Origin of the sequence: Ruegeria halocynthiae, from assembly GCF_000743705.1 — a bacterium.
GTDB classification, from domain to species: Bacteria; Pseudomonadota; Alphaproteobacteria; order Rhodobacterales; family Rhodobacteraceae; genus Ruegeria; species Ruegeria halocynthiae_B.
This window is the reverse complement of record NZ_JQEZ01000001.1, coordinates 1137652-1156311: the sequence shown is the minus strand read 5'-3', so window position 1 is coordinate 1156311 and position 18660 is coordinate 1137652. Positions and strand designations below refer to the sequence as shown.

Annotated in this window: 16 protein-coding genes and 1 pseudogene; 7 read left to right on the top strand and 10 right to left on the bottom strand. The window is 57.6% G+C overall.

Features of this window, described 5'->3' with window-relative positions:
• The 7 genes from JT51_RS05625 to JT51_RS05595 are packed head-to-tail and all read left to right on the top strand — an operon-like array spanning window position 1 to window position 7300.
• A complete protein-coding gene (locus JT51_RS05625) occupies window positions 1-1539 on the top strand; it encodes a pilus assembly protein TadG-related protein (RefSeq protein WP_037308818.1) in 1539 nt (512 codons plus the stop codon).
• A 14-nt stretch (window positions 1540-1553) separates the two neighbouring features.
• A complete protein-coding gene (locus JT51_RS05620; protein WP_051927410.1) occupies window positions 1554-2051 on the top strand; it encodes a TadE/TadG family type IV pilus assembly protein in 498 nt (165 codons plus the stop codon).
• Entirely contained in the window at window positions 2048-2704 is a 657-nt protein-coding gene (locus JT51_RS05615) for a TadE/TadG family type IV pilus assembly protein (protein WP_051927409.1), read from the top strand. The genes JT51_RS05620 and JT51_RS05615 overlap by 4 nt, the downstream gene beginning before the upstream one ends.
• Window positions 2704-3930 carry an AAA family ATPase gene (locus JT51_RS05610; protein ID WP_081894599.1) on the top strand — a complete coding sequence of 409 codons (1227 nt, stop codon included), beginning with the start codon at window positions 2704-2706 and terminating at the stop codon, window positions 3928-3930. Before JT51_RS05615 ends, JT51_RS05610 begins: the two co-directional genes overlap by 1 nt.
• Window positions 3931-3942: 12 nt before the next feature.
• The gene (locus JT51_RS05605; RefSeq protein WP_081894598.1) at window positions 3943-5334 is read left to right on the top strand and encodes a CpaF family protein; all 1392 of its coding nucleotides are present in this window, start codon (window positions 3943-3945) and stop codon (window positions 5332-5334) included.
• The gene (locus JT51_RS05600) at window positions 5331-6299 is read left to right on the top strand and encodes a type II secretion system F family protein (RefSeq protein WP_051927408.1); all 969 of its coding nucleotides are present in this window, start codon (window positions 5331-5333) and stop codon (window positions 6297-6299) included. Before JT51_RS05605 ends, JT51_RS05600 begins: the two co-directional genes overlap by 4 nt.
• A 14-nt stretch (window positions 6300-6313) precedes the next feature.
• Window positions 6314-7300, top strand: coding sequence for a type II secretion system F family protein (locus JT51_RS05595; RefSeq protein WP_037308812.1), 987 nt, complete (start codon window positions 6314-6316; stop codon window positions 7298-7300).
• A 245-nt stretch (window positions 7301-7545) separates the two neighbouring features.
• On the opposite strand, the gene JT51_RS21405 is transcribed toward JT51_RS05595, so the two are convergent.
• The 10 genes and pseudogenes from JT51_RS21405 to JT51_RS05545 all read right to left on the bottom strand — a co-directional run bounded on the left by JT51_RS21405 (window position 7546) and on the right by JT51_RS05545 (window position 18612).
• Complete coding sequence (locus tag JT51_RS21405; RefSeq protein WP_160175162.1) at window positions 7546-8070, bottom strand: IS66 family transposase; 525 nt, start codon at window positions 8068-8070, stop codon at window positions 7546-7548.
• A gap of 7 nt (window positions 8071-8077) precedes the next feature.
• A pseudogene (tnpC, locus tag JT51_RS05585) lies at window positions 8078-9175 on the bottom strand (IS66 family transposase); the annotation flags it as partial.
• 196 nt (window positions 9176-9371) lie between these two features.
• Window positions 9372-9725 carry an IS66 family insertion sequence element accessory protein TnpB gene (gene tnpB, locus JT51_RS05580; protein WP_037306766.1) on the bottom strand — a complete coding sequence of 118 codons (354 nt, stop codon included), beginning with the start codon at window positions 9723-9725 and terminating at the stop codon, window positions 9372-9374.
• A complete protein-coding gene (locus tag JT51_RS05575) occupies window positions 9722-10117 on the bottom strand; it encodes a transposase (RefSeq protein ID WP_037306764.1) in 396 nt (131 codons plus the stop codon). Before JT51_RS05575 ends, tnpB begins: the two co-directional genes overlap by 4 nt.
• 285 nt (window positions 10118-10402) lie before the next feature.
• Window positions 10403-12463 (bottom strand): adenylate/guanylate cyclase domain-containing protein, encoded by a 2061-nt coding sequence (locus JT51_RS05570; protein ID WP_037308807.1) that lies wholly within the window; start codon window positions 12461-12463, stop codon window positions 10403-10405.
• A gap of 364 nt (window positions 12464-12827) precedes the next feature.
• Window positions 12828-13838: an Ldh family oxidoreductase gene (locus JT51_RS05565; protein ID WP_037308804.1), complete on the bottom strand. Its 1011-nt coding sequence runs from the start codon at window positions 13836-13838 to the stop codon at window positions 12828-12830.
• 10 nt (window positions 13839-13848) lie between these two features.
• Window positions 13849-14478 carry a DUF3726 domain-containing protein gene (locus JT51_RS05560; protein ID WP_037308802.1) on the bottom strand — a complete coding sequence of 210 codons (630 nt, stop codon included), beginning with the start codon at window positions 14476-14478 and terminating at the stop codon, window positions 13849-13851.
• Window positions 14475-16160, bottom strand: coding sequence for a hypothetical protein (locus JT51_RS05555; RefSeq protein WP_037308800.1), 1686 nt, complete (start codon window positions 16158-16160; stop codon window positions 14475-14477). The genes JT51_RS05560 and JT51_RS05555 overlap by 4 nt, the downstream gene beginning before the upstream one ends.
• Window positions 16157-17146 (bottom strand): membrane dipeptidase, encoded by a 990-nt coding sequence (locus JT51_RS05550; RefSeq protein WP_037308798.1) that lies wholly within the window; start codon window positions 17144-17146, stop codon window positions 16157-16159. The genes JT51_RS05555 and JT51_RS05550 overlap by 4 nt, the downstream gene beginning before the upstream one ends.
• Complete coding sequence (locus tag JT51_RS05545; RefSeq protein WP_037308796.1) at window positions 17146-18612, bottom strand: aldehyde dehydrogenase family protein; 1467 nt, start codon at window positions 18610-18612, stop codon at window positions 17146-17148. Before JT51_RS05545 ends, JT51_RS05550 begins: the two co-directional genes overlap by 1 nt.
• Window positions 18613-18660 lie beyond the last annotated feature (48 nt).

The window sequence follows — 18660 nt, the reverse complement described above, 5'->3', positions numbered from 1 at the left end:
ATGCCGCTGAAAGCGATCATATCACCCATGGCCAAGGACGAAGACGGAACTGTTGCGATCCTTTGGGGCACAGCACTGGTTGCGTTTCTTGGCTTCTTTGCGATCACCCTGGATGTTGGCCGGTTAAACGCGACCCATGCAGAACTGCAGTCCTTTGCGGATAACGTGGCTTTGGCGGCCGCGGGCGAACTGGATGGGCAACCCGACGCAATAACCCGCGCAAAAAATGCTGCCGCTAACCTGATCAGCGATAGCCAGACTTTTGCCACTGGACCAGCAGCCCTATCCGGTGCGTCAGACTATACGCTTACCTTCCATTCTGCTCTACCGGTTTCGGATGTAGCGCCGCTTGGTGCGGACACTACTACAGACCCACGGACTGCCAAATTTGCACAGGTAGCTTTGACACCGAAGGCGCTGAGCATGAACCTTGCATCCGCTCTGGACAAGTTGCTTGGTGGAAACGGCATTTCAACGGCCAGCGTCTCAGCTGAGGCAGTGGCCGGATACTCGCAAGCGGCCTGCGATATTTCGCCCCTGATGTTTTGCCTGCCTCCGAACTGGGAATCTACGCTGACAGTGGGTGATCAGATTTTGTTGCGCAGTGGTGGGAACAATACGGCCTGGGGACCTGGAAACTTCGGCTTTATTGATCTGGATTCATTTGAAGACACGTCGGGTGTCTGTGCGGATGAAGGCGGCAACAAGTTGGCCTGCCTGATCGCGGCGCAAAATCAAATCACACAATGCGTCCTGACCAATGGCCTGACTACAGAACCCGGGCAGAAGGTCGGTATCACCAACGCGGCGTTCAACGTTCGATTTGATATCTATCGCAGCGTGCTCAACGGTGAGAAAAACAACGTCGACTTTGCGCCTGCTCCGAATGTCATCAAGGGAATTCAGAAAAAAGGTGGTGGTTCGTGCATTCAAGGCAATGAAGAGATCACTCCAGACACAACCGCCCTTGGTCGCGACACTTGCATGGCCGCGGGTACCTGCGGCGTGAGCAACCGGTTCGGAGACGGCGTTTGGGACCGCGCTGGATATCTCAATCAAAATCATGATCTTGCTGACGGGGTCGCAGACGGAACTGGCGGCGACTCTCACCTGCCTGCACTGAGCGGATCGGATAGTGTCTTTGCTGGTACGCGGTACGGGATGTACCTGAGAGAAATCGCTTACGGAAACTCCAATCCGCATTCGGCGCCAAATGCGAACGCAATCCTGAATCCTTTGCTCGCCGAAACCGGCCGTCCGATGTGCTCGAGCAAAATGTCAGATGACCCGGCACGGCGTGTTGTGACTGCGGCTGGCATCGATTGTGCGCAGAACCCGGTTTCAGGTTCGACCACTGGCGTGCCCGTTACAAAATTTGTAGCCGTTTTCCTGACCGAACCAGTGGGTGACGATGGTGGATCGCCACCCAGCTTTGACATCCATGGTGAGGTCGTAGGCTTTCCGGATGTCACTGGAACCGGCAACGGTGGCAACGGGTTTGGCGGTATCTTTCGCGATCTCGTGCAACTGTATCGGTAAGGGGGCGAAGGATCATGAAAAAACGCCTGACGGCCCCGTTCAAACGCTTCGCACAGAAGGATGATGGTGCGATCCTCGTGGAATTCGGCCTCGTTCTGCCTGTCATGCTGCTGCTCTTGGCCGTCACGTTGGAATCGGCGCGTCTGATGTGGTCATACCAGTCTGTCATCGCAGGTGTCCGGGATGCCAGCCGTTATCTGTCTCGTGTCACGCCGGCGGATATCTGTTCTTCTGGTGGTTCCGTCGCGGGACTTACTACAACCCTGAAGGGGATCGTCGAGGACGACAAGGATGACAACGGCTTGTTTCCGCCGAGCATTACAGTCAATTCGGTGACTCCCAGCCTGTCCTGCGTCTCCGGAACCTATAGGGTGAGCCCGGCCCCGGTTGGGACAGTCAGCGCAAATATCACGATCCAATTTCCGATGGGGGGCCTGTTGTCGCTTTTTGGCAGCGGCTTATCATCGGTGACGACGGACGTCTCTGATACAACACGGATCTTCGGACAGTGATCCGCCTGGTACATATCCACGCGTATTTCCGCGGTAAAGGGCAGAGTTTCCTTGATGATCAGAGCGGTGGTGTTCTTGTCGAATTCGCAGTGGTTGTTTCTCTGTTTTTCTTCTTGTTCTTGTCATTGTTGGATTTCGGGCGCCTGTCTTACAGCAGTGTAAACGCCCAGAAAGCTGCGCAAATGGCAGCGCGTATAGCCATTGTTCGGCCACCCGCTTGCAATTACAGCCCACCGCTCCCAACGCAACATCAACGCGGAACGTCCCCGTTGTCACCTCGTTTTGGCACAGCTTGCAGTGTCTCGGTTGGAGTATGTGAAGATCCGAACTACGCCTCCTGCGTTGGTGACGCTACCAATGTAACCGCGTCGGAAATCTGGGGCCGTATCAGCCCGCTTCTGCCGCCGAGCGCCTCAATTGATGACTTGGAGTTTCACTATGACTTCAACCCCAATCTGGGTTTCCTGGGCGGCCCGTACACACCAATGGTCACGGTCAATCTGAACCTGGATGATTTTCAGTTCGTGTCACCGCTGGCCGCATTGGCAAACGCTGCGGGGGCCACGAACAGCACACTTTCATCAACAGCCGGTTACTCCAATTTCAGCGTTTCGCTGCCTGCTGAAGACCTTGCACAAGGAGAGTCAGGATAATGGAAAATAGCGTTTCAAATCTAAAGTCACATTCTGTGATGCTTGTTTCTGAAAGCGATGTCATCGCCCGGGTTGTAGCGGATGTCTTTCCGGCAGACGAGGATAACAAAGTCACCTCCAACGCGACGTCGTTTCAGGCCTTGAACGGTGCGGCCATTCAGCTTGCGTCCGACCATGACGTGGTGATCTTTGAGATCGACCCGGTCGATGCGGATGAGGTGCAGGCCATCGAAGACGTGTTAGCGCGCCGTGATGACGATACCTTGTTTATTGCACTGACGCAGAATGACCTGTCGATCACCAAGGCACGCGAGTTGCGGCGGATCGGCGTCGACGACGTATTGCCCCTGTCAATCGATGGCGAGGAGCTGAAAGCTGCTCTTAGCGAGAAAATCAATGCACGCACGCTGGCGCAGCCATTGGTCTTGGGCGGCGCATCCGCTTTGGGCAAAGTAATACCGGTTGCGAAATCTCGCGGCGGGGTTGGTGCATCGACCGTTGCGGCGAACCTTGCGTGCGCACTTGTAGGCGGAAAGGGGACTTTCTTTCGTAAATCTGCAAAAAGCCGGGTCGCGCTATTGGATTTCGATCTGCAGTTTGGAAACTCGAATGTCTTTCTGGACCTTGAAGACAACGGAGGGTTTCTCCAGCTCATTGAAAGCGACGAAAAACCTGATGATCACTTTTTGTCCTCGATCCTCCAGCAGCATACACTTGGCGTAGATGTATTGTGCGCACCGGCGCCGATGGTGCCGCTGCAGTCGATGCGGCCCGACCTGGTTGAGGGCCTTCTCGACCTTCTGCAACGGCGTTATGATTACATCGTGGTCGATCTTCCCTGTGCCATCGTTGAGTGGGTTGAACCCATTTTCAAACGGGCGACCCAGCTTGCCCTTGTCACAGACACCACGGTGCCTTGCGTGCGCCAGGCGCGGCGTTTGATCGACTTTTTTCGCGAGGCCAATATGGCCCTGCCGGTAGAGATCGTCGTGAACCGCGAGCGGAATAAGCTGGTCCGGCCATCGCATGTCCGTGAGGCCGAGAAAGTTTTGGAGACAAAGCTGAAGCATTGGCTGCCGGACAATCCGAAAGTCGCCCGCAATTCCGTGGATCTGGGACGGCCGGTTGTCGAGATGAAGCCGCAATCTGACCTGGGGAAGGCCCTGACAAAACTGGCTACCGCTGTGACGGCTGACGTTCAGACCGTGGCAACAAAGAATACATAAGAGGAGATCACCGTGTTCAACGAATTCAGATCACGCAAGGCGGCTTCAACATCGAATGTCCTGACATTGGAACGGCCCGTCGAAACGTCAGTCAAAGCCAAGGTGAATCCTGACCCGATAGACACTGACCTGCAAGCGCATCTGGAACTCAAAAGCCGCTTGCACAGCGAACTTCTTGACCGGCTAAACCTGTCCGTCATCGACAAGGTCGAACGATCGGAACTGAAGCGCCAGATCGCGTCTCTCGTGACCGGTATGGTCGAGGCTGAAAACCTGCATATGCGATCGGAGGATTTTACAGCACTGATTGATGAACTTATTCATGAGGTCATGGGGCTGGGGCCGTTGGAGCCGCTTTTGGAAGACCCGACCATCAACGATATTCTCGTGAATTCATATGACAAAGTCTACGTTGAACGCTTTGGCCTTCTGGAAGAATCCACCGTGCGGTTTCGCGACGAGCGTCATCTGCTACGGATAATTGACAAGATTGTCAGCAATGTTGGGCGCCGCATCGACGAGTCGCAACCTTGGGTCGACGCACGCCTAGAGGATGGCAGCCGCGTCAACGCGATTATCCGGCCGTGTTCAGTCGACGGACCAGCCTTGTCGATCCGCAAGTTTTCCCGAAACCCGCTGACAATCGATAAGCTGGTTCATCAGGACAGCATGAATGACCAGGCGGCGAAGCTTCTTGCAGCGCTGGTTGAGGCAAGGTTGAACATCCTGATTTCGGGCGGCACCGGCACCGGTAAAACGACCATGCTGAACGCAGTTTCATCGTTTATCGACGGTAAGCAGCGCATAGTTACAATTGAGGACGCTGCCGAACTTCAGCTTCAGCAAAGCCACGTGGTACGACTGGAAACCCGTCCCCCCAATGCGGAAGGGCAAGGGGTGATCACCCAGCGTGAGCTGGTTCGCAACGCTCTCAGGATGCGTCCCGATCGTATAATCGTGGGCGAGGTTCGCGGGTCGGAGTGCTTTGATATGCTGCAGGCCATGAATACAGGACATGACGGGTCTATGACGACCGTTCACGCAAACTCGGCGCGTGATGCGCTGAGCCGGGTCGAACAGATGGTCACAATGCTGGGTGCCGACTTGCCGGTCAGAACCATCCGGTCACAAATCGCTTCGGCCATTCAGATTGTACTTCAACTTACGCGTCTCAGCGACGGCACCCGCCGTGTTGTCAGCATTTCAGAAGTGACCGGCATGGAGGATGACACAATCACCATGCAGGACATCTTCGTATTCAAACGCCGCGGGAAGTCCGAGAGCGGAGAGATCCTGGGAGAGTTCCTGCCCACGGGCATACGTCCCAAATGCTTCGACCAATTGGTTGCTGCTGGCGTTGACGTTGACACCAACATGTTTATCCGCGGGGCTGCCTCATCATGATCGACTTACAGCCAAATACACTTAACATCCTGATATACATTTCTATTTTCATTGGAATTTTGTTGGCTTACGAGGGTCTGCAGCAACTTTTGTTGCGTAGGGAAACCCATGGCGAAACGCGCAATCGCCGCATGAAAATGATCCAGGAAGGGGCCTCGACGGACACAGTGCTGCAACTATTGCGTGATCCGGCAATGCTGGCTGCCGGTGAAAGACCGGGGTTGGTTGCGCGTTTTCGCCGTCTGCTTGTTCAGGCCGGGTTTACGATCAATCCGATCTGGGTCGTTTTTGCTGCCGCTTTACTTGCCGCCGTGATATTTGTTGCCGTATCGCGTGTCCTCGCTCCGGAACTTGCGCTGGTACTTAGTGGGGTTCTGGCCATGGTTCTGCCGCTGATGGTTCTGATTGCTATGAAGGCAGCCAGATCCAATAAGCTGACCAAACAGCTTCCGGATGCTTTGGATCTGATGGCACGTGGCCTGAAAGTCGGTCACCCAGTGGCCGTAACGGTTGGGAACGTGGCAACGGATCTTCCAGATCCGATCGGTTCGGAATTTGGCATAATCCAGGACCAGATCAACTATGGCGATGATGTCGCGACGGCTTTTCAGGATTTTGCGAAACGTGTCGGGACCGAGGATGCCAATTACCTCGCGGTTAGTATCGGCATTCAGCACGGAACCGGCGGTAACCTTGCCCGTGTTCTGGGCATTCTGTCTCAGGTCATAAGAGATCGTCAAATCATGCAGAAGAAGATCAAAGCCATCTCTGCCGAGGGTCGTTTGAGCGGCAGCATTCTCACGATACTGCCAATTATAATCGGCCTTTCAATCGAGATATCCACGCCATCGTTCTATGGCGATGTTCGAAGTGATCCGCTGTTTCCCTTTTTTGCATACGTGATCATTGGCCTGATGGTTGCCCAGGGTCTTATCCTGAGACAGCTCGTCAAGTTCAAGTTCTAACCAGGAGCAGTGACATGGACGTTATTCAAGACATTCTCGGCGATCAACAACTCCCCATGCAGTATCTTTTGCTGGCTGGTATTGCCCTAAGCGTATTCTTTGTGGTGCTGGGTGTTTCCGGCATGGCTACAAGCGATGACACGGCCGCGCGTCGTATGCGTGTCGGATCAATTTCGCGTGGACACGGTGCAGATTTTGACCTGCTTCAAGGGGATAACAGCGACCCGCACGGGCTGCTCAAAGCCTTTGTGCCGTCGTCCAAACGTGAGCGGTCCAGAATCGGCAAGCTTTTGAAACAGGCTGGTATTCAGCGTAAGCACGCCATCCAGACCTTCTATTTGTTCCGCGTGGTCTTGGGGTTCGTATTGCCGGCAGTTTTCGTTGTGGCCATGGCGCTGCCAATTGAAACTCAGGTTCAACTCCACATCGCCAACCTCTTGCAGGGCATCACATGGGTGAACGCGTTGCAGATCGTGACCGCGTTGATGGTGGCTGGGTTCTATGGTCCGGCTCTCTGGTTGCGAATTCGCATCAAGAAACGCCGTCAAGCCATTGAACACAGCCTTCCGAATGCGCTCGACCTGCTGCAAGTGGCGATTGAAGCCGGGTTGGGCTTTGATGCGGCTATGGTCCGGGTCTCGCACGAGATGTCCCACGCCGCGCCAGAAATTTCGCAAGAATTCACAATTCTTCAATTGGAACTGCAAGCTGGCAAAGAGCGGCAGGCCGCCTTTTGGGATATGGCGGATCGTGTCGGCATTGATGAGGTGAATTCATTTGCAAACGCGTTCCTGCAGTCTAATCAATACGGCACCAGCATTTCGGCATCTCTGCGCAGGTTTGCAACCGATATGCGCCTGGACCGCGAACTTCGTGCGCAAGAGAAAGCCAACCGTCTTCCGGTGCAAATGTCTGCGGTGATGGCCCTGTGCATGATGCCTGTATTGCTGCTGATTTGCTTGGCACCAATGTTGATCCGCTGGATGAATATGATTGGGTGACCGTTATCGAAAATCTAACAATAGTAGGGTTGCGGTTCTTGGTGGATGGTGGCGATGGATTATGAATTCAAAAGTGGCGCTCACGGAGTGCGTCAAAGGGGGTTTGGAATAGCCAGCGCATTGCTCAAGGTTCGGCAAGTCTAGCCGCGTGAGTTCCACCATCTGATCAGTTCTGAATGTCTGCTTTGCTACAAGGATAAAAGCCGTGGGCCCATGCAGCGAATGACCGGAATCCGCCCTGACCGTTAAGCAGCCTGCGGCACATCTTCGTCTTCCTGCTTCATGCCAGCCTTACACTGCTCCGGGGCATTCCAGGGCAAGTATTTTCGGTAATCGATTACCGGTGATGCCCCACGAGCGAATAACACCGACAACTCATCAAACAGCCAAACGAGGTATCTGTAGGGATCATATCCGTTCAGTTTACAAGTCTCGATCAGTGAGGAAAATATCGCCCAGGTTTCTCCACCTTCATCGCTCCCCATGAAGTAGACGTTCTTTCTCAGCATCTGCACTGACTTGAACTGCCGTTCGACTGCGTTGGTGTCCAGTTCGGCGCGGCCGTCTTCAAGAAAACGGGTCAAGCTTTCTCGACGTTTGAGAACATAGTTGATCGCAGTGTTCAGACGTGAACCAGTAGAAATTGTCGTCTGGATCTCCTCCATCCGTCGCAAAAGTTTGTCCACCACCGGTTTGCAGTGCGTTTGGCGATATTGGCGGCGTTTGTCGGGGCTCCATCCCCATGTTTCGCCATCATGTTTGTATAACACGCCGATTTTCGCCGAGGCGAGACTTGGCCGAGACGCGGATGCGTTGAGTTTGCAGCCAGACGCCGAAGACCGCGACCAGGGGCGCAGATCGGGTCTTGCGTGCCGAGAGACGCTGGCCGGGGGATGTGCCTCGGATGTCTTTTTCGATAGCATAGATTTCGGCGATCTGGCGCAGGCCTTCGGCGGCGATCTCGGACTTGTCGCGGTCGTGGATTTCCTTGAGCTTGCGGCGGGCGTGCGCCCAGCAATGGGCCACGACGATGGGCTCGCCGCCCTTGCGCGTGGTGCGGGTCAGACGATTGTATCCGGGGTAGCCATCCAGTTGCAGGATGCCGTCGAAGCCTGTGAGGAACTTTTCCGCATTCTCGCCCCGCCGGTCGGGGGCGTAGAAGTACACGACGCCGGGCGGGTCATCGCCGCCCCAATTCCGGTCATCGCGCGCCAGTGCCCAGAGGTATCCGGTTTTGGTCTTCTTGCGGCCGGGGTCGAGGATCGGGGCTGTCGTTTCGTCCATGAAGAGCTTCGTGGAGGTCTTCAGGTGCTCGGCCAGCCGGTCCACGACCGGGCCCAGATGGAAGGCTGCCTTGCCGACCCAATCCGCCAGAGTGGATCGGTGAATGTCGATGCCTGTACGACCCAGGATTTGGGATTGCCTGTAAAGCGGACAGTGATCGGCATATTTTGACACCAACACATGCGCGATGGTGCCCTCTGTTGGCAGCGCTCTTTCGATCAGGCGCGCTGGCACCGGGGCCTGGGTCACGCCATCGGTGCAATGGCGGCAGGCGTATTTTGGACGCACGGTGACAATCACGCGCAGTTTGGCGGGCACGATATCCAGCCGCTCGGATCGGTCTTCGCCGATCTTGTGCATCTCCCCGCAACCGCAGGGGCAGGTCAGGCTATCGGGTTCGACAATCTGCTCGATGCGTTCCAGATGCTCTGGCAGGGTGCCCAGATTGCGGCGCGCCACCTGTTTGCGTTTTGGCCCATCTTCGCCCGTGACCTGAGTGTCCTTGCGCTCCTGCACACAGGCGACAGCAACTTCGAGTTCTTCGAACAGGAGCTGGCGTTCGTCCTCATCCAGCTTCTCGGACTTCTTGCCATGCACCGCATGGTTCAGTTCCGCCACCAGATGCTCAAGCCGTTTGTTGACCTCCTTGAGTTCCGCGACCTGCGCCTCGAACAGCACCCGGAACTCGGGCGGCAGCAGGCTCAAATCAAGGTCTTTGGCAGCGTCGGACATGGCTTCCGCATAGCACGAAAGCCCAGGTTTGACGCGGCCAAAACAAGCCCCTGATTCACTCAGCCGCAGCCGGAGGGCGGCTTTCCAAAGCCTTCACCTTACGCCAGTCCAACCCCGCAAAAAGCGCCTCAAACTGGGCATGGTTCAGCGCCATCGCACCGTCCCGAATGGCGGGCCAGGTGAAACTCGTGTCTTCCAGCCGCTTGTACGCCATCACAAGGCCCGTCCCATCCCAGTAAAGCAGCTTGAGCCTGTCAGCACGTTTGGAACGGAACACAAAGACAGTGCCTGTGAAAGGATCCTTGCGCAGAACAGATTGCACCAGCGCTGACAACCCGTCATGGCCCTTTCTAAAATCCACCGGATTGGTCGCCACCAGGATCCGCACCCGGTTCGAGGGGAAGATCATGACCCAACCCCAAGCGCCCGGACAATCTCAGCAATCCGTACCGCCGGAGTGGCCCCATCCAGCTTGATCAAGAGGTCTCCAGCCGCGATCTCGATGGGCTGGGTAGAAGGCATAACTTCCAGAGCAGGCGGCTCCTCAAAAACCACCAGCGGCGCAAACGCAGCTTCCTCCTCCAAAACCGGAAGAACAAGATCACCATCTTTGGCCATCCGCCGCCACGACGAGACGTGGTTCGGCTTCAAGCCATATTTGGCAGCAACATCATTCACTGCCGCACCCGTCAGCAGCGTCTCAGCCACAATCCGCGCCTTCAAATCATCCGGCCACCGCCGCCTCCCATCAGATGAGAAGATAACGCCAAGCCCAATGAGATACTCTCTTGTGCTCTCCATGGAGAAACTCACCTCAAAAAAACACTCCAAGGCGGAATCTCAGATCAACCGAAGGGCTGGAAGGTGATCGTCACGCACCGCTTACGGAATTTCTCACTTCGCCCTTCCTGTCCGTCAGGTGGGTCGGAGCGTCCTTGAGGTCGTCTAAACCGGCGCGCAGGCTCGTCTAGTTTGGCGCGCCGCGCCATACGGGCTTGTCCGGCAAATCCCGCCAAATTGTCCAAAGGTTGCCGCCGCTTTAGTACACCCCGAGGCAATAGTTTCCCGGCTTTACCGGGGTCAATACTATCCGTTCTTTTCGGTGTTCGTGACCGCGCGCCAATCCGGCGAAGGAGGGCTCTCCATCAAGTCGCGGGCGCGCGATGACATGGCGGCAGAGGCGGGGTCTCCACCTCGGGCGCGGTCTGCGGCCTCAAATGCGGCGGCTGCCTGTTCAAACCGTCCTGCCCGGTAATGTGCAAGGCCTTGTTCATAGGTCTCTATCCATGCATGTGACCCATCAATTCCGTCTGCCATCGCAATCAGCTCATAGACCACCAGCTCTTTGATGCGCCCAAATACTGTAAGTGTATCCAGCTCGCGCACGACAATTGCATCCCCTGCTTCGCGCCTGGTCTCTGGCCCAATCAGGATGAGCGTCCCATATTCCTTGTTGGCCCCCTCCAGGCGGCTGGCAACATTCACGACATCGCCAATTGCGGTGTAGTTCAGCCGCTGCTCTGACCCGATGTTCCCGACCAAAGCCTCGCCACTGTTCAACCCGATCCTGACGCGGAGAGGGTTGCCAACCTCGTCTTCAATTCCGGCCGCGTCCACAGCAGCCACAAGATCCAACGCTGCGCGACAGGCGTTTTCAGCGTGGTTGATATCCTTGCGCGGCGCGCCCCAGAACGCCATCACAGCATCGCCCATGAATTTGTCGATCGTTCCGTCATGACGCGCGATGGCCGCTGACGCCGCGCTGAAGAAGGGTTCCATCAGTTGGACGATTTTGGGGCCAAGCTTTTCGGACAGTCCGGTGAACCCCGTGACATCGCAAAACAACACGGAAATCTGCTTCATGTCTCCGCCCGGCTGTGTCTTGATGCCCTCGGCAACCAGCATTCGGACAAGATCGGTGGGTACGTATTTGCGGAAGGCAGACAGACCCGCAGCCATGCTGGCGGTTGCCGCAGAAAGATTGGCAAGCTCAGACAGTTTCGAGGGCCTGCGTGAGATACGTTCGACGTCAAAGCTTTCGATTCTGCTCAGGTCTTCTGAGATACGTGCCAACGGGTTTGCGACGACTCTGCGAACCAGCCAGATTGCCAGCCCCGTGGCAGCCACCACCACCGCGATCAAAATATAGATCAGGTCTATCTGTGTCTTGTCGATCTCGGAAAAGAAGGCCGCTTCCGGGATAACCGTGGCAACGCGCCAGCCGTAAAACCCCAAGGGTGTCAGCGCCACCGCATAGGGCACGCCATCAATGACAACTCGCTTCGTCACAGGGCCGGGGGTATTTGCTTCGGGGTCACCCAACAGCGTTTCCCCCGAGATCATGGCGACCTCATACAGATCTCCCTCGCCCATCCGCGCCGGGGTAACCTCATCCGCTTCGGCATCGGGTACCGCAATGACTTTGCCGTCGGCGTCCAGAATAAAGGCCGCGCCGAATTCTCCGGGCGTAAGGCTCGCCAGAAAACGCGAGAGCCGGTCTGTTTCGATCGCGACAGCCAGTACACCTTGTCGCGTGCGGTTGACGTCAATCGGACCGGCATAGGCATAGACGGTTTTGTCAGTGCCCGGAAGGTCGCGTGCTTCGATCCACCCGTTAGAGCTGAGCCCCATGAAATTTCCGAACCAGGCATGTTCGCGGGGGTCATAAGATGTTTCGGAAAAGGATCGTTCTTCAAACTGGATGTCACCGGGAATGAAGATATACCGATCCGTCCGAAGCATCCGGTCGCGGATATCCTTGTCGATTTCAATCATCTCAAGCCCGCCGTCGCCCAAGCGATGCGACGCAAAGAAATTCCCGTCTGGCCAGCCGAAGAATATCCACGACGTATTCGGTTGCGCCTGCAATTGTGAGAGAAAGACAAATTCTCGCTTGTCAGCCTGCCGCGTCGCGATGACGTTCTGAACAAAGATCGTGCGCACAGCTGCCCAGGCGGCCTCGGCCGATCTGAGTGTCGTTCCCACCTCTATGCGGACGGTGTTTGCGATCTGGCTGTTGATTTCAGCCGCAAGCATGCGACTGTTGTCACGCGCTGTCGTCCACCATAGCGAATGGACGATGAAGGTCGACACACCAATTGAAAAGGCAACCAGCAGTGATACAGCGATGCCTACGCTAATTCTCATGAAAGCTCCGCTACCAACGAGATGTGCCTCAGTATTGAAGTGAGACAGCGAAGAGAGCAAAGCTTACTTTGGTATAGCACTGAAAACTCACGCAACTGTCATTTTCAGTGTAGTAACGGCTTTTGATTAGAATAGTCTTCGCGCGAAACGCCCTGTTCCAAAGAGGCGGGTCCTTGAATGGCCCAAACCGATGGTTCGTGCGTGGTTGCCCGTTGTTCTGTCTGGATGATGACCTTTGGCGCGGGGGCGCTCCGAAAAAGCCCAGTCTCGTTGCCTGACGATCAGGTTTGCCAATCACGCGCCCTGACGTTCTGACGTTTCAGGCAGAACGCGAAGACGGCGAACAGATCAAAGGTTTCAGAGGCTAACTCAGATACGTTTCGATCCTGTTCAACGTTGCCATATTGACGGCGACACCGTCGCTTTCGGCTGAATTGCGCATTGTGCGGCGGCCGTCCCCCGGAAGGTGCGCACCATCCTGAGAGCGGATTGCACCGACCAGTTCATTGATACCGGTCGCAAAGGCGTCTCCGGCGGTGACTGCCGGGTCGATTGCAATAAAGAACTGACCGGTGCGGGGCGGCCCGCCCACCGTGCCGGAAAAGGGCGAGGCATTCAGGCCCAGGGTCGCGCCGGTCAAGGCGGCGGCCATGATCTCGGTCAGCAAGGCGACGCCGACGCCCTTGTAGCCGCCTGAAGGGGCCATTGATCCCTTGAGGCCGACATTGGGATCGGTGGTCGGGTTGCCGTCCGCGTCCAGCGCCCAACCTACTGGAATCGGCTTGCCTTCGCGGGCGTGTTTCATCACTTCGCTTTTGGCGATGGTGCTGGCGCTTTGATCAATCAGCAGGGCGGGCTGCCCGTCGGCATCTGGCACCGCGATTGAAAAGGGGTTGGTGCCGACAACTGGTTTCGCACCTCCCGACGGGGCGATAGAGGCTGGCGCATTGGTGAACCCAAGCCCAACCAGCCCGGCCTGCGCCAGCCGGAAGGTGTGATAGCCAAGAACGCCGCAATTGTAGCTGTTGCGAATGGCAAGGGCGGCAATGCCCTGCGCGCGCGCCGCCGGGATCAGTTCTTTGAGCCCCAGATCAATGGCAGGGTGGGCGAAACCCGTCGCCGCATCCACGTTTACGACGCCGGGGCGAGGTTGCGAAAGAATGGGGCGGGCTGAACCATCAACCTTGCCGCATTGCACATGTTCACAATAGATCGGGATGTAAGCCAGCCCGTGGCTTGCCACGCCGTCCGCCTCGGTGGCTGCCGTGGCGATGGCCAGCGGACGGGCATTTGCCTCGGACGTGCCAGCGGCAACCAGAGCGCGAAAGGCCAGGTTTTCGATTTCAGCAAGGGTCAGGGTGCGGGTTTCAATCATCGTGGCCTCTTCAATCGTTGTCGGACAAGCCCGCACCGGCCCCAAGCAAGCGGGATTCCTCGGTGGCGGGGGCATAGGTCCGGTGGGCGAAACGGGTCAGGGCGGCCCAGTCTTCCGGGTCGGGCGTCGCCCGTGAATGGTGGGGTCTGGTCTTGGTGAGAATGCCGCCAATGCGCACAGTGACGCGCTCGGCGTGGTTTGGGATCGCACTTGTTATGGCAAGATCATAGCCATCAGTGACAACTTCAGATACGTCACAGGCGACGGTCACGCAAGATTTCAGCATCCGGGCTGCATTGGCGGAAAATGGCAAAAGCAAGGTCGGGGCTGCGACGTTTTCCAGCGTTATCGTGGAAACGTTCAGTCGATCCGCGCAGTCCGACAACAACGCGCCCGTCGCCAGAGGGCACAGCGCCTTTTGTCCGGCCCAGTGGTTGCCTGGATCGGCAGGAACATGGGTCTGCGGTGTACGGGCCAGATCGTGCGCCAGAATCTGCGCCATGACGGCGACACCGTCGATGCCCTGCACGCACAGCCAGCGCGCGGCTTTGCCAGCCTCTTCTGCCAGTCCCCAGCTATAGCCGGCACCCCGTGCGGCGCGTTTGGCGGTGACCTCGACCTCATTCAGGGAAAAACTCATTCTGCTGGCTCCGGATAGACCCACAGGTCTGCGGTGTCGTCCGTCAGATCCTCGGGGTAGGGGGCGCCGGCGTACATGCAGATGCGCACCCAGCGGTCCGAACGCGGATCGAAATGCGTGGCGCCAAAAAACGACAGCTTGGCGCGCAACATATCGATTGGCATGACGCTGGCGCTGATCGTGTTGTCGCGGATTTCGCCATAGGGGGCGACACGCCCGATCTGCGCGCGCCGCACCGTATGCCGGTGTTCAGGGTGACGCAGCAGGAATTCCGCAACAGGAGTACCGTCTGGCCAGTCCGCAAGCGCCTGATGGGCAGATGCCGCATCCCGCGCCGGGGCCAGGGGTTGCTCATATTCGGTGATCGGCTCGCCAAACCGCTCGCCCAGCCGGGGTTCCAGTTTCTCTTCCGAGACGTACCAGGCGCGCGCGCAATTGGCATCGGCGGACCAATCCAGCTCTAGCGCCCATTCAAAGCTGTTGCGGATCAGGGCGCGTACCTCTTTCACCGCCATGTTGCCGTCGATCACCTGCGCATGTGTGTTGCTGTCGGCCATACATCCGGTCAGGCCATCCACCATCTCGCCATAGGGTTCCAGAATAAGCGAGGCGAGCAATTCCTGCCCCTCTTCGCTGAGCGCCGTCTGTGACCAGCGGATCAGCCTGTCCCACGGGTGGTCCTGTGTCAGGTCCATCTGGTCGAGGTGAGCGGAAATGGTGCGAAGATCGGCGTTCAGGGCGGCCAGCTTCCCGATCTGGATCGGATGTTGCGAATGCCACCATGAAATTGACAGGGTACCGCGGTCAAAGATGTCCCTGAAAACCCCGACCTCGGCTTTGGATGCGGCTGGCAGGGATCGTACGCGCGCGATTGCCTCTTCCCTCGCCATGATCCAATTGTTGAACAGGATCGGGTGGTTCACGATGAAGGGGGCCATGCCCAGCCCGGTGGAATTTCCGATGCCCAGCCACCGTGCGATGTCCGGGTCCAGATCCACGGTTTGATCACCGCCCTTGGCGCGGGCTATGTGCTGTACCAGATCGCGGACAAAGGTCCGGGTCAGGTAGACCGACAGCATCTCGGCTTGAAACGGGCTGCTGATCTCGGGGCGGTGTGCGGTTTTTTCCCGGTCCGCCGCGCCGAATTTGCCCGACCCGTAGACCGCCGTTGTGCGCATCAGATAGCCAACCTTGTAAATCTGCTCCAGATCAGGCTGCTGACCAGTGGCCAGCCGGTCCACCACATGCGCCCACAAACGCACGGACCGGTTGGCGCGGGATAGGGAGAGTTCGCTTTCGCTGACGCGTCCGGCCTCTTGCAGCGGCACATTTTCGGACAGCCGCCGGATGTCTTGCGGCGTGGGGATGCCGTCGAACAGGGTAAAGGTGGCGTCCCAAGCCTCGGCGATGACCCGATCCGAGCGTTGATCGGGTGGAAGATCATGCGCAAAGGCAACAAGGGAATAGGCGTGTTCAGGGCCGTGCACGGTATAGACCGCGTGACCGACGCCAGTTTCGTCGATCTCAAAAACGGGGCGGGTGAACGTCCACCCTTCGTGCGCCATCCGACGGGTCAATTGCCGCATGAAGCTGAGGCGGCATTGATGCAGCGATCCCAATCGCGACAGGCGCATCACCTTGCCGGGGTCACGTCTTGGGATATGGGGGTCGGGGGTGCTCATGCGTTTTGCGGCCCGAAGTTGGCGGCGAAGAAACGGTACCAATTGCCGCCCATGATGCCGCCGATTTCTTCGGCGTTCATACCGACTGTGCGCAGCCCGGCCTCGATGTTGCCGAAATCGCGATTGTCGCGGAACCAGCCGGGCATCGGTGGGAAACCGGGGTTGCTGGCTGATCCTTCGCCATAGTCGACCTGCTTGGTCCAGCGCCCCACGCGCATCCATTCGACGACACTGTCGGGCTGATCCTGACACAGGTCGGTGCCGATCCCCAGATTCTCAGCACCGTATTTGTCTGCGGCGCGGGCGATCATCTGACAAAAGCTTTCCAGCGTGCAGGCGGATTTGTCTTTCAGGTGATGAGGGTAGACCGAAAAGCCGAGCATCCCACCGCGTTCCGTCACCGCACGGATCACCGCCTCGCGCTTGTTGCGCAGTGCGGGCGACCATTCATGCGGGTTCGCGTGAGTGATGGCGATGGGGCGCTCGGACAGTTCGGCGGCCTCGATGGTTGAACGATCCGCCGAATGGCTCATGTCTACCACCAGACCCACACGGTTCATTTCCCGGATCACCTGTTTGCCCATGCGGGTGATGCCGGTGTCGTGGTCCTCGTAACAGCCGGTCGCCAGCAGAGACTGGTTGTTATAAGTCAGCTGCATGAAGCGCGCGCCCAGATCGTGCAGAATCTCGACCAGTCCGATATCGTCTTCGATAGGTGCGGGGTTCTGGAACCCGAAGAATATCGCCGTCCGACCCGTTTCGCGCGCGATGTCGATATCGCTGGCCCAGCGGCCTTTGATGATCAGATCGGGGTACTGCTCGAACCAGCGGTTCCATTTTTCAAAGTTCAGAACCGTTTCGCGGAAATTCTCGTGGTACGAGATGGTGACGTGGATTGCATCCACGCGGCCTTCGCGCAATTGCCGGAAAATCTTTTCCGACCATTTGGCGTATTGCAACCCGTCAATTCTTGGGTCGGGGCGCATCAGACCGGGGTTCCTGCGCTGATATAGGCGGTTTTGACCGTGGTGTAGAATTCCGCTGCCGCCTTGCCCTGTTCCCGCGGCCCGTATGAGCTGTCGCCGCGCCCGCCGAAGGGCACGTGATAATCGGTGCCCGCAGTGGGCAGGTTGACGGTCACCACGCCGGTGCGGGCATTGCGGCGAAAATGGGTGGCGCGGGCGAGGTTTTGCGTGACGATGCCCGAGGTCAGGCCAAAGTTGGTATCATTGACCACGCGCAGCGCTTCATCATAGCTGTCGACCTTGATGACGCTGGTCAGAGGGGCAAACATCTCCTCTCGGTTGATGCGCATATCGTTGGTGGTGTTCAGGAACACGCCGGGCGACATGTAAAAGCCGTCATGTGGCATATCCAGACGCTGACCGCCACAGGCCAGCTCTGCCCCTTCGGACTGACCCAAATCAACATAGGCCAGATTTTCCTGCAACTGCTGTTCGCTGACAACCGGGCCCATCTGCGTGCCCTGTTCCAGCGCGTGCCCGACCTTTAGGGCTTGTGCGCCCGCAACCAGTTTCTCGACAAAGGCGTCGTGAATGCCCGCGTGTACCACCAGACGCGAAGAGGCGGTGCATTTCTGACCGGTGCCACCAAATGCCCCACCCAAGGCCAGCGTCACCGCCAGATCCAGATCGGCATCATCCATCACGGCCAGCGCATTCTTGGACCCCATTTCCATCTGTACCTTGGTCAGGTTCTGGATGGCCGCCGACGCGATGCCCTTGCCCACCGGGACCGACCCGGTAAAGGATATTGCATTGACCTTGGGGCTTTCGACCAGACGCTGACCAATCGAGCGGCCCGAGCCCATGACCAGACTGAACAGACCCTTGGGAATGTCCTGCCGCGCGATGATCTCGGTCAGGGCCACGGCTGATGCGGGGGTGATATTGGCGGGCTTCCAGACAACCGCATTGCCATAACACAGCGCCGGGGCGATCTTCCACGACGCGGTCGCGGTGGGAAAGTTCCACGGGCTGATGATGGCCACAACGCCCACGGCCTCGCGCCGGACGTCGATCTCAACCCCGGGACGCACACTGTCAGCATTTTCACCGATCTGGCGTAGGCATTCGGCGGCGTAATAGGTAAAGAACTGCCCCGCGCGGTAAACTTCGCCCTTGCCTTCGGCCTGCGGCTTGCCTTCTTCGCGGGCCAGCAGCGTGCCCAGTTCTTTGGCGCGCGACATCAGCTCATTTCCGATATTCATCAGCACAGCCTGCTTGCGTTCGGGGCCATACGCCTCCCACTCGGCCTGCGCGATACGCGCCTGATCCAATGTGGCGTCCAACTGATCGGCGCTGGCCTGGGCAAACATGCCGACCAGATCGCTCAGGTCCGACGGGTTGCGGTTTTCAATCTCGGATTCGCCTGCCAGCCATTCGCCAGCAATCAGGTTCAGTTTGGTCACAATGCGCCCCAGTGTGGTCATTTGGTTGGGCGCAGGATGGATTTTCCGGGGGATATCAGTCAAACTCAA

Excerpts from the sequence above, each read along its gene's own strand:
- tnpB (WP_037306766.1), bottom strand. The coding sequence starts at position 9,725 with ATGATCTTCCCCTCGAACCGGGTGCGGATCCTGGTGGCGACCAATCCG.
- JT51_RS05575 (WP_037306764.1), bottom strand. The coding sequence starts at position 10,117 with ATGGAGAGCACAAGAGAGTATCTCATTGGGCTTGGCGTTATCTTCTCA.
- JT51_RS05545 (WP_037308796.1), bottom strand. The coding sequence starts at position 18,612 with ATGACCACACTGGGGCGCATTGTGACCAAACTGAACCTGATTGCTGGC.
- JT51_RS05595 (WP_037308812.1), top strand. The coding sequence starts at position 6,314 with ATGGACGTTATTCAAGACATTCTCGGCGATCAACAACTCCCCATGCAG.
- JT51_RS05620 (WP_051927410.1), top strand. The coding sequence starts at position 1,554 with ATGAAAAAACGCCTGACGGCCCCGTTCAAACGCTTCGCACAGAAGGAT.
- JT51_RS05560 (WP_037308802.1), bottom strand. The coding sequence starts at position 14,478 with ATGAGTTTTTCCCTGAATGAGGTCGAGGTCACCGCCAAACGCGCCGCA.
- JT51_RS05550 (WP_037308798.1), bottom strand. The coding sequence starts at position 17,146 with ATGCGCCCCGACCCAAGAATTGACGGGTTGCAATACGCCAAATGGTCG.
- JT51_RS05565 (WP_037308804.1), bottom strand. The coding sequence starts at position 13,838 with ATGATTGAAACCCGCACCCTGACCCTTGCTGAAATCGAAAACCTGGCC.
- JT51_RS05625 (WP_037308818.1), top strand. The coding sequence starts at position 1 with ATGCCGCTGAAAGCGATCATATCACCCATGGCCAAGGACGAAGACGGA.
- JT51_RS05555 (WP_037308800.1), bottom strand. The coding sequence starts at position 16,160 with ATGAGCACCCCCGACCCCCATATCCCAAGACGTGACCCCGGCAAGGTG.
- JT51_RS05610 (WP_081894599.1), top strand. The coding sequence starts at position 2,704 with ATGGAAAATAGCGTTTCAAATCTAAAGTCACATTCTGTGATGCTTGTT.
- JT51_RS05600 (WP_051927408.1), top strand. The coding sequence starts at position 5,331 with ATGATCGACTTACAGCCAAATACACTTAACATCCTGATATACATTTCT.
- JT51_RS05570 (WP_037308807.1), bottom strand. The coding sequence starts at position 12,463 with ATGAGAATTAGCGTAGGCATCGCTGTATCACTGCTGGTTGCCTTTTCA.